Source organism: Enterobacter sp. RIT418 (genome assembly GCF_003057745.1).
Lineage (GTDB): Bacteria > Pseudomonadota > Gammaproteobacteria > Enterobacterales > Enterobacteriaceae > Enterobacter.
Genome location: NZ_QBJD02000019.1, coordinates 1 through 15,445 on the forward strand (window position 1 = coordinate 1; position 15,445 = coordinate 15,445).

At 56.4% G+C, this 15,445-nt stretch carries 15 protein-coding genes; 3 read left to right on the forward strand and 12 right to left on the reverse strand.

What is annotated here, in order from left to right; genetic code table 11:
* Window positions 1-109: 109 nt before the first annotated feature.
* Genes hemG through pepQ form a run of 4 tightly spaced genes read right to left on the reverse strand, consistent with a single transcriptional unit; the run spans window position 110 to window position 4,103 of the window.
* Window positions 110-655, reverse strand: coding sequence for a menaquinone-dependent protoporphyrinogen IX dehydrogenase (hemG, locus tag DBY73_RS18890; RefSeq protein WP_112012589.1), 546 nt, complete (start codon window positions 653-655; stop codon window positions 110-112).
* 10 nt (window positions 656-665) lie between these two features.
* Complete coding sequence (gene trkH / locus DBY73_RS18895) at window positions 666-2,117, reverse strand: Trk system potassium transporter TrkH (protein WP_112012590.1); 1,452 nt, start codon at window positions 2,115-2,117, stop codon at window positions 666-668.
* A gap of 40 nt (window positions 2,118-2,157) precedes the next feature.
* Window positions 2,158-2,772: an IMPACT family protein gene (locus DBY73_RS18900; RefSeq protein ID WP_112012591.1), complete on the reverse strand. Its 615-nt coding sequence runs from the start codon at window positions 2,770-2,772 to the stop codon at window positions 2,158-2,160.
* Window positions 2,772-4,103 carry a Xaa-Pro dipeptidase gene (gene pepQ / locus DBY73_RS18905; RefSeq protein WP_112012592.1) on the reverse strand — a complete coding sequence of 444 codons (1,332 nt, stop codon included), beginning with the start codon at window positions 4,101-4,103 and terminating at the stop codon, window positions 2,772-2,774. The genes DBY73_RS18900 and pepQ overlap by 1 nt, the downstream gene beginning before the upstream one ends.
* Window positions 4,104-4,293: 190 nt before the next feature.
* Between pepQ and fadB the strand changes: the two genes are divergently transcribed.
* Entirely contained in the window at window positions 4,294-6,483 is a 2,190-nt protein-coding gene (fadB, locus tag DBY73_RS18915) for a fatty acid oxidation complex subunit alpha FadB (RefSeq protein ID WP_112012594.1), read from the forward strand.
* A 9-nt stretch (window positions 6,484-6,492) separates the two neighbouring features.
* A complete protein-coding gene (gene fadA, locus DBY73_RS18920) occupies window positions 6,493-7,656 on the forward strand; it encodes an acetyl-CoA C-acyltransferase FadA (protein ID WP_112012595.1) in 1,164 nt (387 codons plus the stop codon).
* Between the two features lie 182 nt (window positions 7,657-7,838).
* Here the strand turns inward: fadA and fre are convergent, their stop codons facing one another.
* Complete coding sequence (fre, locus tag DBY73_RS18925; RefSeq protein ID WP_112012596.1) at window positions 7,839-8,540, reverse strand: NAD(P)H-flavin reductase; 702 nt, start codon at window positions 8,538-8,540, stop codon at window positions 7,839-7,841.
* A gap of 30 nt (window positions 8,541-8,570) precedes the next feature.
* Window positions 8,571-10,076 carry a 4-hydroxy-3-polyprenylbenzoate decarboxylase gene (gene ubiD, locus DBY73_RS18930; RefSeq protein ID WP_181573262.1) on the reverse strand — a complete coding sequence of 502 codons (1,506 nt, stop codon included), beginning with the start codon at window positions 10,074-10,076 and terminating at the stop codon, window positions 8,571-8,573.
* Between the two features lie 161 nt (window positions 10,077-10,237).
* On the opposite strand from ubiD, the gene rfaH reads away from it, so the two are divergent.
* Window positions 10,238-10,729, forward strand: coding sequence for a transcription/translation regulatory transformer protein RfaH (gene rfaH, locus DBY73_RS18935; protein WP_112012598.1), 492 nt, complete (start codon window positions 10,238-10,240; stop codon window positions 10,727-10,729).
* Here the strand turns inward: rfaH and tatD are convergent.
* From tatD to ubiJ, 6 genes are all read right to left on the reverse strand, one after another.
* The gene (gene tatD / locus DBY73_RS18940; RefSeq protein WP_112012660.1) at window positions 10,726-11,508 is read right to left on the reverse strand and encodes a 3'-5' ssDNA/RNA exonuclease TatD; all 783 of its coding nucleotides are present in this window, start codon (window positions 11,506-11,508) and stop codon (window positions 10,726-10,728) included. The two genes, rfaH and tatD, sit on opposite strands and share 4 nt — an antisense overlap.
* A 41-nt stretch (window positions 11,509-11,549) precedes the next feature.
* Window positions 11,550-12,320: a Sec-independent protein translocase subunit TatC gene (gene tatC / locus DBY73_RS18945; RefSeq protein WP_112012599.1), complete on the reverse strand. Its 771-nt coding sequence runs from the start codon at window positions 12,318-12,320 to the stop codon at window positions 11,550-11,552.
* A gap of 2 nt (window positions 12,321-12,322) precedes the next feature.
* Window positions 12,323-12,865: a Sec-independent protein translocase protein TatB gene (gene tatB / locus DBY73_RS18950; protein ID WP_112012600.1), complete on the reverse strand. Its 543-nt coding sequence runs from the start codon at window positions 12,863-12,865 to the stop codon at window positions 12,323-12,325.
* A 3-nt stretch (window positions 12,866-12,868) separates the two neighbouring features.
* Window positions 12,869-13,123, reverse strand: a complete 255-nt coding sequence (gene tatA / locus DBY73_RS18955) for a Sec-independent protein translocase subunit TatA (protein WP_112012601.1) — start codon at window positions 13,121-13,123, stop codon at window positions 12,869-12,871.
* A gap of 76 nt (window positions 13,124-13,199) precedes the next feature.
* Entirely contained in the window at window positions 13,200-14,840 is a 1,641-nt protein-coding gene (gene ubiB, locus DBY73_RS18960) for a ubiquinone biosynthesis regulatory protein kinase UbiB (RefSeq protein WP_112012602.1), read from the reverse strand.
* The gene (gene ubiJ, locus DBY73_RS18965) at window positions 14,837-15,442 is read right to left on the reverse strand and encodes a ubiquinone biosynthesis protein UbiJ (RefSeq protein WP_112012603.1); all 606 of its coding nucleotides are present in this window, start codon (window positions 15,440-15,442) and stop codon (window positions 14,837-14,839) included. The genes ubiB and ubiJ overlap by 4 nt, the downstream gene beginning before the upstream one ends.
* Window positions 15,443-15,445: the final 3 nt, after the last annotated feature.

Genomic DNA, 15,445 nt, shown 5'->3' on the forward strand with positions numbered 1-15,445 from the left:
TGTAAGCCGTTGTTCCGTGTCAGTGGAGGCGCATTATAGGGAGTTATTCTGAAGTGACAAGCATAAAATACAAAAAACTTTTCATTCGCTTACTTTTCAAACATCGCGTTTATTTAACCCGCGAATCGATGGTTAAATGCGCGATTTCACGGGCAAAACTCGCGACCTGCGCCCAGTCGGTATAAACCACCTCTTTGCGCGTATCCGTTTCACCTCCCGTCATCTTCATAATCAGACGGATCATAAAGCGGTCATACCAGCGATAGCGTGGATAACGGAGCGCGCCTGCAAACACCGCGGACAGATCCGGCTGCCATGGCGAGTTCAGTAAAAACTTGCGCGTGTAGCTATTGGTCTGCGGAGTACGCTTCTCCGCTTTCCGCGCCACCAGGTTTACCGAAAAGAACGCGCCGGGTAGCGCATTCAGCACCGTCATGTGCTTTTTCACAAAACGATCCAGCGCTGGATGGAAATGCCCATAGCGAATAGATGCGCCAATAACGACGCGGTCATACTCCTGCCAGGCGATGTCTTCAGTGCGGTTCAGGTTCACCACGTCAGCATAAACGCCGAGCTCCTTTAATTCAGAAGCAATATAGGAGGCAATTTCACGCGTTTGCCCGTCTCGGGTAGAGAAAAGAATAAGTGTTTTCACCGACGTCTCCTTACTCGCGCCAGAATGTTGGGGTAAACAGCACCAGCAGCGTAAAGACCTCAAGGCGCCCAAACAGCATATTGGCGATTAAGATCCACTTCGCGACCGGGTTCATGCTGGCAAAGTTATCCGCTACTACGCCCAGCCCGGGGCCTAAGTTATTCAGCGTCGCTACCACAGAGGCAAACGCCGAGAAATCATCCACGCCGGTTGCGATAATGGCCAGCATGCTGACGATAAACACCAGCGCATACGCCGAGAAGAATCCCCATACCGCTTCCAGAATACGTTCCGGCAGCGCGCGGTTCCCAAGCTTGATGCTGTAAACCGCGTTCGGATGAACCAGACGCTTGAGCTCGCGATTCCCCTGCTTAAACAGCAGCAATATGCGAATCACCTTCAGACCACCGCCCGTCGACCCCGCACAGCCGCCAATAAACGCAGAGCAGAGAAGCAGAACCGGGAGGAACAGCGGCCAGCGCGCGATGCTGTCCGTGGTGAAGCCTGCGGTAGTGGCCATTGACACCACCTGGAAGAACGCCTGGTTTAGCGTGGTGACCGCAGAGCTGTAGACGTCATGGAACCACAGCACCAGAGTACAGATGATCACCAGCGTCAGCTGGACGCCAATAAACATGCGAAATTCTGGATCGCGCCAGTAAACCTTCAGGCTGCGCCCGCTCAGCAGGGAGAAGTGCAGGCCGTAGTTACAGCCGGAGATCAGCAGGAAAATAGCAATAATGGTGTTTATCGTCGGGCTATCAAAGTAGCCGACGCTGGCATCGTGAGTAGAAAACCCGCCGATGGCAATGGTCGCAAAGCTGTGCCCGATGGCGTCAAACGCGGGCATCCCGGCAAACCACAGCGCCAGCGCGCAGGCGACCGTCAGCAATACGTAGATGAGCCACAGCGTTTTTGCCGTCTCCGCGATGCGCGGGCGCATTTTGTTATCCTTCAGCGGGCCGGGCATTTCCGCGCGATAAAGCTGCATGCCGCCTACGCCCAGAATGGGCAGGATGGCCACGGCCAGGACGATGATCCCCATCCCGCCGAACCACTGCAGCATCTGGCGATAAAAGAGAATGGCGTGCGGGAGTGAATCCAGCCCCACCAGCGTCGTCGCGCCCGTGGTCGTTAACCCGGAGAAAGATTCAAAGAAAGCGTCGGTAATCGTCAGGTTCGGCTGCTCGGCAAAGATAAAGGGCAGCGCACCCACGCTTCCCAGCACCGTCCAGAACAGCACCACAATCAAAAAACCCTCGCGGGATTTGAGCTCTCCCTTTTCGCGGCGGTTGGGCCACCACAGCAGCGAACCGATGGCCAGCGCGACAAAAAACGTCTGGGTAAACGCACGCCCCGCACCGTCCCGGTAGATAAGCGCCACCAGCCCAGGGACAATCATCGTCCCGGAAAAGAGTATGACCAGCAGTCCAACGATTCGGGTTATGGCACGAAAATGCATCTCTGCCGCTTCCTTTGGTATTCAAAAAGTAAGGTGGGGATTATTCTTCAATCGGCAGCAATTGCAACGAACCGCGACTAAAATCCGCCAGTTTTGCTGAAAAAGCAGCCAGCTCAGCCTGAGGAAGCGCCACGCGTAATTGCACCATCGCCTGATATTCACTGTGCGCAATCACGCCGTTGAACTGTTTAAGCAACGATTCAATACCCGATAGCTGAGCGTAATCGCACAACAAAGTATATTCGGTCAGCGGCGTTTTGCGGACGGTATTAAGCAGATTGAGCGCCTGCTGGACACCTCCACCGTAGGCTTTGACCAGCCCGCCGGTCCCTAACAAAATACCGCCGTAGTAGCGAACCACCACGGCGGTAATTTCACCCACGCCGCTGCCCATTAGCTGGGAGAGCATGGGTTTACCGGCCGTGCCCGCCGGTTCACCATCATCGGAAAAACCCAGCTGCTGCGAGTCATTCGGCGGCCCGGCGACCCACGCCACGCAGTGGTGGCGCGCGTCAGGATGCTGCGCGCGAACCGATTCGACAAACGCTTTTGCTTGCTCAACGCCGTCTGTATGCGCCAACAGCGTGATAAAGCGGCTTTTCTTTATTTCCTCGACGAAGGTGACCGGTTCAGCCGGTATCAGCCAGCTTTCCATCAGGCCAGCTTCAGATCTCGCGTCATGTTCTCAACGCCGTTTTCGTGGATAACCACGTTATCTTCGATACGAATGCCGCCGAACGGCTTCAGCGCTTCAATTTTGTCCCAGTTGAAGTGCTTGCTGAACTCGCCTTCGCGCCACGGAGCCAGAAGAGATTCGATGAAGTAGATGCCCGGCTCGATGGTCAACACCATGCGCGGCGCAAGCACGCGGGTGCAGCGCAGGTAAGGATATTTAGACGGGGCCGCGAGGTGCGTCCCGGTATCATCCTGCATAAAGCCCGCGACGTCGTGAACCTGCAGGCCCAGCGGGTGACCAATGCCGTGCGGCATAAATGGCCCGGTCAGATTGTTCTCGACCATCGCCTCTTCGCTCATGTCCTTCACAATCTGATGCTTACGCAGCAGCTTGGCGATGCGCTGATGGAACTGGATGTGATAATCCACGTAGCTGGTTCCGGCTTTCATGGTGCCGATAAGCGCCAGCTGTTCGTCGTTCACGTCTTTAATCAGGTGGGCAAAATCGGTATCCGCATTTGCCGCCCAGGTGCGGGTGAGATCCGCCGCATAGCCGTTGTACTCTGCCCCCGCGTCCAGCAGGAAGCTGCGCATTTCGGACGGCACGTGGTGGTCGAGTTTGGTGTAGTGCAGAACGGAAGCATGCTCGTTCAGCGCGACGATGTTGCTGTAGGGCACATCGGTGTCGCGGTGTCCGGTTGCGGTCAGATAGGCCTGGTTGATATCGAACTCGCTCATCCCGGACTGGAACGCTTCGTGCGCCGCGCGATGGCCAATCACGGCCGTTTTTTGCGCTTCACGCATGCAGTACAGCTCGTAATCGGTTTTGTACGCGCGATAGTAGTGCAGGTAGTCCAGCACGCCTTTCGGGTTGAGCTTATCGGCAGGAATATCCAGCCCCAGCGCACGTTCGGCGACCGGGCCAATATAAGCGATGTTGCCGCGCGCAGCAGGCAGCTGGCCGCCAATGCCATCCGCTTTTGGCAGCGCAATAACGTCAATTTCTTCCGTCCAGAAAGAGGTCGGCAGAGGCTCCACGTTATGCCAGTAATCCACCGGCAGGTAGAACCACAGCTTCGGCTTGTTGACGCCGTCCACCAGCAGCCAGCAGTTAGGGACCTGCGTCACCGGCACCCAGGCTTTGAACTGGGGGTTCACCTTAAACGGGTAGGCATGGTCGTCCAGAAACGTGTTCATTAGCTCGCCGGAGTGAATTAATAGCGCATCCAGCTTAAAACGGGCCAACACGTCGCGGGTACGTTCCTGTAGGGTAACGATATGATTTTTATAGAGCGAAGCCAGTGAGTCCATCATTCTTCCTTTCGATTTTATGACCTCAAGTCCTCGCATCTTAGCACACCTCGCTCCGACTGCGTGATCTCCACCAACCGTGATCGGCGCAGCATTTTCTTAATGACTAATTTGCATTTCTTTAACATAAATTCCACACTCGGTCTCATCTGGTATGACCAGATCCCCTTGCTGGATTCAGGAGACTGACATGCTCTACAAAGGCGACACCCTGTACGTAGACTGGCTGGAAGATGGCATCGCCGAACTCGTGTTCGATGCGCCCGGCTCAGTGAACAAGCTTGATACCGCGACGGTGGCCAGCCTTGGCCATGCTCTGGACGTGCTTGAAAAGCAATCTGATTTAAAAGGGCTGCTGCTGCGCTCAAACAAAGCGGCCTTTATCGTCGGTGCCGACATCACCGAATTTCTTTCGCTGTTTCAGGTGCCTGAAGAACAGCTCAGCCAGTGGCTGCACTTTGCCAACAGCGTCTTTAATCGTCTGGAAGATCTGCCGGTTCCGACCCTCTCCGCGGTTAACGGCTACGCGCTGGGCGGCGGCTGCGAATGCGTCCTGGCAACGGATTACCGCCTGGCTACCCCCGACCTGCGCATCGGCCTGCCGGAAACCAAGCTGGGCATTATGCCGGGCTTTGGCGGTTCCGTGCGTATGCCGCGCATGCTGGGTGCCGATAGCGCCCTCGAAATCATTGCCGCAGGTAAAGACGTGGGCGCAGAACAGGCGCTGAAGATTGGCCTCGTCGACGGCGTCGTTAAGCCAGAAAAACTGGTCGAAGGTTCCCTCGCCATACTGCGCCAGGCGATCGATGGCGACCTCGACTGGAAAGCCAAACGCCAGCCGAAGCTTGAACCGCTCAAGCTCAGCAAAATTGAAGCCACCATGAGCTTCACCATCGCCAAAGGCATGGTGATGCAGACGGCGGGTAAACACTACCCGGCGCCCATTACCGCCGTTAAGACCATTGAAGCCGCGGCCCGCATGGGGCGCGATGACGCGTTGAAATTAGAAAACCAGAGCTTTGTTCCGCTGGCGCACACCAATGAAGCGCGCGCGCTGGTTGGTATCTTCCTTAACGATCAGTTCGTAAAAGGGAAAGCCAAACAGCTGACCAAAAGCGTTGAAACGCCAAAACACGCGGCGGTGCTCGGCGCGGGCATCATGGGCGGCGGCATTGCCTACCAGTCCGCCTGGAAAGGCGTCCCGGTGGTGATGAAGGACATCAGCGAAAAATCGCTGACGCTCGGCATGACCGAAGCGGCCAAGCTGCTGAATAAACAGCTTGAGCGCGGCAAGATTGACGGACTCAAGCTCGCTGGCGTGATCTCTACCATCCAGCCAACGCTGGAATATAGCGGTTTTGACCGCGTTGACGTGGTCGTCGAAGCGGTCGTTGAAAATCCGAAAGTTAAAAAAGCCGTGCTGGTCGAGACGGAAGATAAGGTTCGCCCGGGAACCGTTTTGGCCTCTAACACATCAACAATTCCTATCAGCGAGCTGGCAGGCGTGCTGAAGCGCCCGGAAAACTTCTGCGGCATGCACTTCTTTAACCCGGTGCACCGCATGCCGCTGGTTGAGGTGATTCGCGGGGAGAAAACCTCCGACGAGACCATTGCTAAAGTGGTGGCCTGGGCCAGCAAGATGGGCAAAACGCCAATCGTAGTAAATGATTGCCCTGGATTCTTCGTTAACCGCGTGCTGTTCCCGTACTTTGCCGGCTTCAGCCAGCTGCTGCGCGACGGCGCGGACTTCCGCAAGGTTGATAAAGTGATGGAGAAACAGTTCGGCTGGCCGATGGGCCCGGCCTATCTGCTGGACGTGGTCGGCATCGATACCGCGCACCACGCGCAGGCGGTGATGGCGGCGGGCTTCCCGCAGCGCATGCAGAAAGATTACCGCGACGCGATCGACGCGCTGTTCGACGCTAACCGCTTTGGCCAGAAAAACGGCCTCGGCTTCTGGCGCTATAAAGAAGACAGCAAAGGCAAACCGAAGAAAGAAGAAGACCCGGCTGTGGATAGCCTGCTGGCAGAGGTAAGCCAGCCGAAACGCGACTTCTCCGATGACGAAATTATTGCCCGCATGATGATCCCGATGATCAACGAGGTGGTGCGTTGTCTGGAAGAAGGCATTATCGCCAGCCCGGCAGAAGCGGATATGGCGCTGGTCTATGGCCTCGGTTTCCCTCCGTTCCACGGCGGCGCGTTCCGCTGGCTGGATACGCTCGGCAGCGCGCGCTATCTCGACATGGCCCAGCAGTATCAGCACCTTGGTCCGCTTTACGACGTGCCGGAAGGCCTGCGCAATAAAGCGCGCCATAACGAACCCTATTATCCAGCGGTTGAGCCAGCCCGTCCGGTTGGCGAGCTGAAAACGGCTTAAGGAGTCACAATGGAACACGTAGTCATTGTTGATGCGATTCGCACCCCGATGGGCCGTTCAAAGGGCGGCGCATTTCGCAACGTGCGCGCCGAAGATCTGTCCGCACACCTGATGCGCAGCCTGCTGGCGCGCAACCCGGCGCTTGACGCCGCCGCGATCGATGATATTTCCTGGGGCTGCGTACAGCAGACCCTGGAACAAGGCTTCAATATTGCCCGTAACGCCGCGCTGCTGGCGGAGGTGCCTCACTCCGTTCCGGCCGTTACCGTTAACCGTCTGTGCGGCTCGTCAATGCAGTCATTGCACGATGCGGCGAGGATGATCATGACCGGCGATGCGCAGGTCTGCATGATTGGCGGCGTAGAGCATATGGGCCACGTGCCGATGAGCCACGGCGTGGATTTCCATCCGGGCCTGAGCCGTAACGTCGCAAAGGCTGCCGGCATGATGGGGCTGACCGCCGAAATGCTCGCACGCATTCACGGTATTAGCCGCGAAATGCAGGATGCTTTCGGCGCGCGATCTCACGCTCGCGCCTGGGCAGCAACGCAGTCCGGCGCGTTTAAGAACGAGATCGTCCCCACCGACGGTCACGATGCTGACGGCGTGCTGAAGCAGTTTAGCTACGACGAGGTGATCCGCCCCGAAACCACCGTTGAAGCGCTTTCCACGCTGCGCCCGGCGTTTGACCCGGTGACCGGCACCGTTACGGCGGGGACATCCTCGGCGCTGTCCGACGGCGCCGCGGCGATGCTGCTGATGAGCGAAAGCCGCGCCCGCGAGCTGGGCCTCACGCCGCGCGCCCGCATTCGCTCAATGGCGGTTGTCGGCTGCGATCCGTCCATTATGGGTTACGGCCCGGTCCCGGCGTCGAAGCTGGCGCTGAAAAAAGCGGGATTAACCGCCGGCGACATTGATCTGTTCGAGATGAACGAAGCCTTCGCCGCGCAGATCCTGCCGTGCATTAAAGATCTGGGGCTGATGGAACAGATCGATGAGAAGATTAACCTCAACGGCGGCGCGATTGCGCTCGGCCACCCGCTGGGCTGCTCCGGGGCGCGTATCAGCACGACGCTGATTAATCTGATGGAGCGCAAAGACGCCCAGTTTGGCCTGGCAACGATGTGTATCGGTCTGGGGCAGGGGATCGCAACGGTGTTTGAAAGGGTGTAAATCAGTAAAAGTATCTCAAAGCCAATGACGTCAGAACAAGGCGGCAAGCGAGCGAATCCCGATGATCTTACTCAAGTAAGTGATTCGGGTGAGCGAGTGCAGCCAACGCGGTTATGGCGTCATTGGCGAAGAGAGACAGTTTAGTTGCCGTTCTTCCCGCCTGTCAGGGGCGGGTTTTTTATTTAGATAAACGCAAACGCATCGCCGAACAGGCGATCTTCACGCGCGCCGCGCTCGTTGCAGAACAGGTCGCGGGCAATTTTCGCCATCTCAAAACGTCCGGCAATATAGATATCGTGTCCCGCCAGCGTGCCGTGATCCTGCAGGACCGCCGTCAGCACCGTGCCGCTGCGGCCGCGCCAGCCCTCTTCCGGCTGTTCAACCACCGGCTCGATGCGCAGGTTCGAATGCGTCACGCTCAGCGCTTCCAGCTCGGACAGGTCATAGAGGTGTTTTTCCTCACGACCGCCCCAGTAGATGGTGATGTCCCGATTCGGATTGCGCGCCAGCGCCGTAAGCAGAATTGAGCGCACGTAAGAGAAGCCCGTGCCGCCAGCAATCAGGATCAGCGGGCGGTCTTCGTCATCGCGCAGCCAGGCTTCACCGTGAGGAATATCAACCACGATTTCACGATCTTTCAGAATGCGATCCATCACGGCCATCGCATAAAGATTAAGCTCAGACGCCCCAATATGAAGCTCAATAAATTCCTGCTCTGCTGGCGTAGAGGCCATAGAGAAAGGACGCTTATCACGCTCGTCCATCACCACCATCAAGTACTGGCCAGCGCGGAAAGAGAACGCCGCTTCTGGTACTAAACGGACGCGATATACGGTGTCGGTGATAGCATCTACCGAGGTCACTTTACAGCTTAAGGTTGTCATTCGCTCTCTCTGTCGGGAAGTCTATAGGGCTTAACGGTCAGTCTCTGGCTTACCGTTACTCATTATGGCCAACTCGTTCCAGATCGCGTCAATTCGCGCGGTCACGGCAGGATCTTTTTTGATCGGGCGGCCCCATTCACGTTCGGTTTCGCCTGGCCATTTGTTCGTGGCATCCAGTCCCATTTTTGAGCCAAGCCCGGAAACCGGCGAGGCAAAGTCCAGATAATCTATCGGCGTATTTTCGACTAACACCGTATCACGCGCCGGATCCATGCGCGTGGTGATAGCCCAAATGACATCGTTCCAGTCGCGGGCGTTGACGTCATCATCGCAGACAATAACAAATTTGGTATACATAAACTGGCGCAGGAAAGACCAGACGCCCATCATGACGCGTTTCGCGTGGCCCGCGTACTGCTTTTTCATCGTCACTACCGCCAGGCGATAGGAACATCCTTCCGGCGGCAGATAGAAATCAACAATTTCCGGGAACTGCTTTTGCAGAATCGGAACGAACACCTCGTTCAGCGCCACGCCCAGTACGGCCGGTTCATCCGGTGGGCGACCCGTATAGGTCGAATGGTAAATCGCATCTTCACGCTGGGTAATATGCGTAACGGTAAACACCGGGAAATTATCCACTTCATTGTAATAGCCCGTGTGGTCGCCGTAAGGCCCTTCCGGGGCAAGCTCGCCCTGTTCGATATAGCCTTCAAGGACGATTTCAGCGCTGGCAGGCACTTCAAGATCGTTAGAAACGCATTTTACCACTTCGGTTTTCGTGCCGCGCAGCAGCCCGGCAAAGGCATATTCGGAAAGGGTATCAGGAACCGGCGTGACCGCGCCCAGAATCGTTGCCGGGTCAGCGCCCAGCGCCACGGAGACGGGGAAACGCTCACCGGGATGCGCCGCGCACCACTCCTGGAAATCCAGCGCGCCGCCGCGATGCGACAGCCAGCGCATGATAAGTTTATTTTTACCGATCCGCTGCTGGCGATAGATGCCAAGATTCTGGCGCTCTTTGTGCGGACCGCGCGTCACGGTCAGGCCCCAGGTGATGAGCGGCGCAGCATCTTCAGGCCAGCACTGCATAATCGGGATTTTCGTCAGGTCGACCGCCTCGCCCTCCAGCACTTTTTGCTGGCACGGCGCGCCGCGCAGGCGTTTGGTGGGCATGTTCAACACCTGCTTAAACTGCGGCAGCTTGTCGAACAGATCGCGGAAGCCTTTAGGCGGCTCCGGCTCTTTCAGAAAGGCCAGCAGCTTGCCGACTTCACGTAACGCCGTGACATCCTCTTGCCCCATGCCCAACGCCACGCGCCGAGGCGTGCCAAACAGGTTGCACAGCACCGGCATTGAGTAGCCTTTGGGGTTTTCAAACAGCAGCGCCGGGCCACCGGCACGCAGGGTGCGGTCGGCTATTTCTGTCATTTCCAGATAGGGATCAACAGGTAGCGTAATGCGTTTGAGTTCGCCCTGCTTTTCCAGCAGCGTCAGGAAGTCGCGAAGATCGTGATATTTCATGCAGTTAGTCATGGCCTCTCTGTAAGCGCTTCATTATACGGCGTAAGGCGGCGTGATGCTGTAATTTTGTTAAATTAGCGTGAACTACCGCGGCTTACGGCCATTATAATCACCTTAGCGATCCCGCAGGGTTTTTGGTATGCTTGCGCCCCGAACAAAGGGAAAAAGTGATTATGCAGGCCTGGTATTTACTGTATTGCAAACGCGGCCAACTTCAGCGCGCGCAGGAACATCTTGAACGTCAGTCTGTAAATTGCCTGACGCCCGTTATCACGCTTGAAAAAATACAGCGTGGAAAGCGCACGACCGTCAGTGAACCGCTTTTTCCCAACTATCTGTTCGTCGAATTTGACCCGGAAGTTATCCACACCACAACCATCAGCGCAACGCGCGGCGTCAGCCATTTTGTGCGCTTTGGTGCGCAACCGGCGACGGTTCCGTCAAAGGTTATCCATCAGCTTTCTGTCTATCAACAGCCCGAAGACATCACCGACCCTGACACGCCTTATGAAGGCGACAGCGTGGTGATTACCGAAGGTGCGTTCGAAGGATTGCAGGCCATCTTCTCCGAGCCGGACGGCGAAGCGCGCTCTATGCTGCTGCTTAACCTGCTCAACAAGCAGGTGCTGCAGAGCGTCAAAAACACCGACTTCCGCAAAGTTTAAAATTGCACGCCGAACAGGCGGCGCACGTTTTCGTCCGTTTGCGCTGCCAGCTGCTGCACGTTTTCTCCGCGCCAGTGCGCGACGCGCTCAACAATATGCCCCAGATACGCCGGTTCATTGCGCCGGGATGCAGGCTTAGGCTTCATATCGCGCGGCAGCAGATAGGGTGCATCGGTTTCGACCAGCAGCCGCTCGGCCGGAATTGAGGGCAGCAGTTCTCGGAGTGCCAGCCCGCGGCGTTCGTCGCAGACCCAGCCCGTAATGCCCAGATAAAGCCCCCGCTTCAGGCAATCCTGCGCCTCCTGATATGAACCGGTGAAGCAGTGCAGCACCGCGCCGGGCAGTTTATCGAGCCACGGTTCCAGCAGCGCCAGAAAACGCTCGTGCGCGTCTCGGCAGTGCATAAACACCGGCATCCCCAGCTCTGCCGCCAGCGCAAGCTGCACGGTAAAGGCGTACTCCTGCTCCTGAGGCGTGGAGAAGTTGCGGTTAAAATCCAGCCCGCACTCGCCGATCGCCACTACTTCAGGCGTTTGTGCCAGCGCGCGGAGCGCTTCAGCGCTTTCATTGGTCCACTGGCTGCTGTCATGCGGATGCACGCCCGCGGTCGACCAGCATCGCGCGTAGCGATGCGCCATCTGCTGCGCCTGTTCACTTTCGTGAAGATTCGTACCGGTCAGTAACAGCCCCTTCACGCCTGCATCAAACGCGCGCGCCACAACCTCATCGCGATCTTTAGCAAACTGCGAGCTGGTCAGATTGAGCCCGATATCAAACATGCTGGTCCCCATGTAAAAACCGCCCTGACGGGCGGCTGGAATTATTCTTCGGTGGTCTTTTCAGACTCGTCGTCTTCGTCGTCCCGCCGACGTCCTTTACCCACGTAGAAACGGGAGAAGAAGACCCCCACCTCAAACAGGCAGTACATCGGAATGGCTAACAGCGTTTGCGAGAAAACGTCCGGCGGCGTGAGCAGCATACCGACCACGAACGCGCCAACCAGAATATACGGACGCTTTTTGCGCAGGTCTTCAGGCGTAGTCACGCCAACCCAGCAGAGCAGCACGATCGCTACCGGCACTTCAAACGCCACGCCGAACGCCATAAACAGCGCCATGACGAAGCTAAGGTAGCTTGCGATGTCGGTAGAGACCTGCACCCCAACCGGCGCGGTATGCGTCAGGAAGCCAAAGGCCAGCGGGAACACCACGAAATAGGCAAACGCCATGCCGATATAGAACAGCAGGGAGCTGGACACCAGCAGCGGGATAACCAGCTTGCGCTCGTGTCTGTACAGCGCGGGTGCCACAAACGCCCACACCTGGTACAGAATGACCGGGGCAGAGGCAATCAGTGACACCCAAAACGTCAGCTTAATCGGGGTAAAGAACGGTGAAGCAACATCCGTTGCAATCATCGTCGCACCCAGCGGCATCTGTTTGATCAGCGGCGCGGAGACAACCTGGTAGATATCGTTGGCGAAATAGACCAGGCACAGGAAAATGAGGAAAACCGCAATAATGCAGTTTAACAGGCGCTTACGCAGCTCAATAAGATGCGTAATAAGCGGTTGAGTATCATCTACTGCCATGGTTACGCTTTATCACTCGACGAGGGGGATGATTCGGAAACGGGCGCTGCGGGTTTGGCTTCAGCCGTTTTGCCGACGGCCTCTCCCGGCTGTACCTGTTTTTTGAGTTCAGATTCCTGCGGCGTCTGCTCCGGCGCATCGGCCTGATGCTCCGCGCTGGCAGGCGTGACGCCCTCTCGCTGCGCTTCGCTGTTCTTCACCACCGGATTATGGATAGTGTTAGCTTCATCGCTCGCTTTTTCAGGATCGTTAACGCTGTATGAGCGCTTCATAGATTCCGCCGCTTCGCGCAGTTCATCCATTGAGGCTTTCAGCTCCGGCGTCAGGTTGTCCATGCTCGCCTTCTCAACCTTTTTCAGGCTGTCCTGAAATTCCTGAAGCTTAAGCTCCTGCGCCAGCTCGTTCTGTACGGTGGTTGCCAGCGAGCGAAGCGCGCGCACCCAACCTACCACGGTTTTCACCGCAACAGGCAAACGCTGAGGCCCAAGCACAATCAGGCCAATCACGAAGACCAATAGCAGCTCACCAAAACCAATATCGAACACGAATTACACCTGCTCTTTATCGTGGCGTTTAGCGTCTTCCTTTTTGGCTTCTTCCTGCTTGTCGGCAATAGATTTAGCAGTGAAGTCAGCGTCCTGGCTGGATTTATCCTGCTTATTCTCATCATCGCTCATGGCTTTTTTGAAGCCTTTAATTGATGCACCAAGGTCGGAACCAATGGAACCGAGTTTCTTCGTGCCAAACAGCAGCACGACGATGACGGCAATAATGACCAATTGCCAGATACTGATACCACCCATACATATTCCTCAGTGATAGATGATTAATTAATCAGATCGCATTATACGTATGCGACCTGGTGATAGCGATGCAATTTCAGCGCGTTTTTCTCCAGCCCGCGAGCCAGACGACAACACCAGCGGCCATTAGCCAGGCGGGCATCATTTCCCAATCTGGCCGATTGATCAGCAGAAGCGTTCCGCTTAGCAGCAGCGTCGCGCCAATACCGAAGAGATAGCGCGACTGCCCCTGGCGAACGCGACTAGCCTGCAACTCGCTGGCGATTTTATCCATGCTGTGCTGAAGATTCTTGCTCTGACGCAAACTGTCGTAAACCAGTTCAGGTATTTCGGGCATTTTTTCGATCCAGAACGGTGCTTTCTCCTTAAACGAGCGCACCAGCGCCGGAATACCAACCTGATCCTTAATCCAGGATTCCAGGAATGGCTTTGCCGTTTTCCACAAGTCTAACTGAGGATAGAGCTGGCGGCCTACGCCCTCAACGTAAAGTAATGTTTTCTGAAGTAAAACTAATTGCGGCTGGACTTCCATATTGAAGCGGCGCGCGGTGTTGAACAGGTTCAGCAGAACGTGGCCAAAAGAGATCTCTGACAGCGGTTTTTCAAAAATGGGTTCACACACCGTACGAATAGCAAACTCAAACTCTTCAACGTTGGTATCAGGCGGAACCCAGCCGGAGTCAACGTGCAGCTCAGCCACCTTGCGGTAGTCGCGATTGAAGAAGGCGATAAAGTTCTCGGCGAGATAGCGCTTATCTTCTTTGTTCAGCGAGCCAACAATACCGCAGTCGATACCAATGTATTTTGGGTCTTCAGGATGTTCATAGCTGACGAAGATATTGCCCGGATGCATGTCCGCATGGAAAAAGCTGTCGCGGAACACCTGGGTAAAGAAGACCTGCACGCCGCGCTCGGCCAGCAGCTTCATGTTGGTACCCTGTTTTTCAAGCGCGGCCACGTCAGACACTGGAATACCGTAAATGCGTTCCATCACCATCATATTCTGGCTGCAGTAGTCTGAGTAGACTTCGGGGACGTACAGCATGGGGCTGTCTTCGAAGTTGCGTCGTAACTGAATAGCGTTCGCGGATTCACGCAGCAGGTTCAGCTCATCAATCAGCGTTTTTTCATATTCACGCACGACTTCCATAGGTCGCAGACGGCGTCCATCAGGCAGCAGGCGCGGCACCCAGCGGGCCAGGCGGTAAATTAGCTTCATGTCCGCTTTAATAACCGGCAGGATATCCGGGCGGATCACCTTGATGACGACCTCTTTGCCGTTCTCCTTCAGTCGAGCGGTGTGAACCTGGGCGATTGACGCGGATGCCAGCGGTTTAATATCAAAATCATCAAACCAGGTATCGACGGGAATGTTGCCCATCGCCTCTTCAATCTGTTTCTTCGCTCTCTCTCCGTCAAACGGGGCAACGCGGTCCTGCAGCATCGCAAGCTCATCGGCAATCAGCGGCGGGAAGAGATCGCGCCGGGTAGACAGCATCTGTCCAAACTTGATCCATACCGGGCCAAGCTCCTGCAGCGCAAGGCGCAGACGTTCACCTAACGGCTGATCTTTGTGGCGGTTTGGCATCCAGAATAACATCCGCCGCCAGATGCGAAGCGGCAGCGTGATACGCATTTTGGGGATAAGCTCGTCGAGCCCGTAACTCAAAAAGGTGCGGATGATAAAATAGAGGCGCCGAATTTCACCAGGCGTCATTTGCCCTCCAGTTTTTCCAGCCGTTTGGTCAATGCATCAACTGCGCGCTCAACGGCTGCGGTCTCTTCCGCAAACCATGCCATTTCAAGTGGCCCGGGCGCCATGCGCCACTCTTCGGTTAATACTTCAGCCGCGTAGCGCTGCTGGCGCTGCAGGCTTTTACGCAGGAACGTCGTACCGCCGTGGACCGCTTTGCTGATCCCTTCGGCGGCGATATCGCCGATATAGGGGGCAAGCAGCTCTGCCGGATCGAACTCCGCCAGATCGCCGAGCGCAACGAAGTTCTGTACCACCTGGATATCGCCCTCAACCTGCAATTCACCGCTGCGGATCAGCGCCGTCAGCTGCTGGCGATCGCGCAGTTTTGGCAGCACGCTCATGCGCGTGATAACAGAGCAGTCGGCTTCACCTTCCCACTCGCCCAGCACGTCGAGCTGGCGCTCGCTGAAGACCAGCACAAGCGGCGTTGAAAACTCGCTTAACGAAATGCGTAACACCTTTCCGTTGAGGCGCTGGCGCGCGGACTTTAACGCTGGCGCACGGTACAGGAAGGCATTAAGCACATTCTCGATGCCTGCGGTGACTAAGGGTTTAAAGGGCACAGG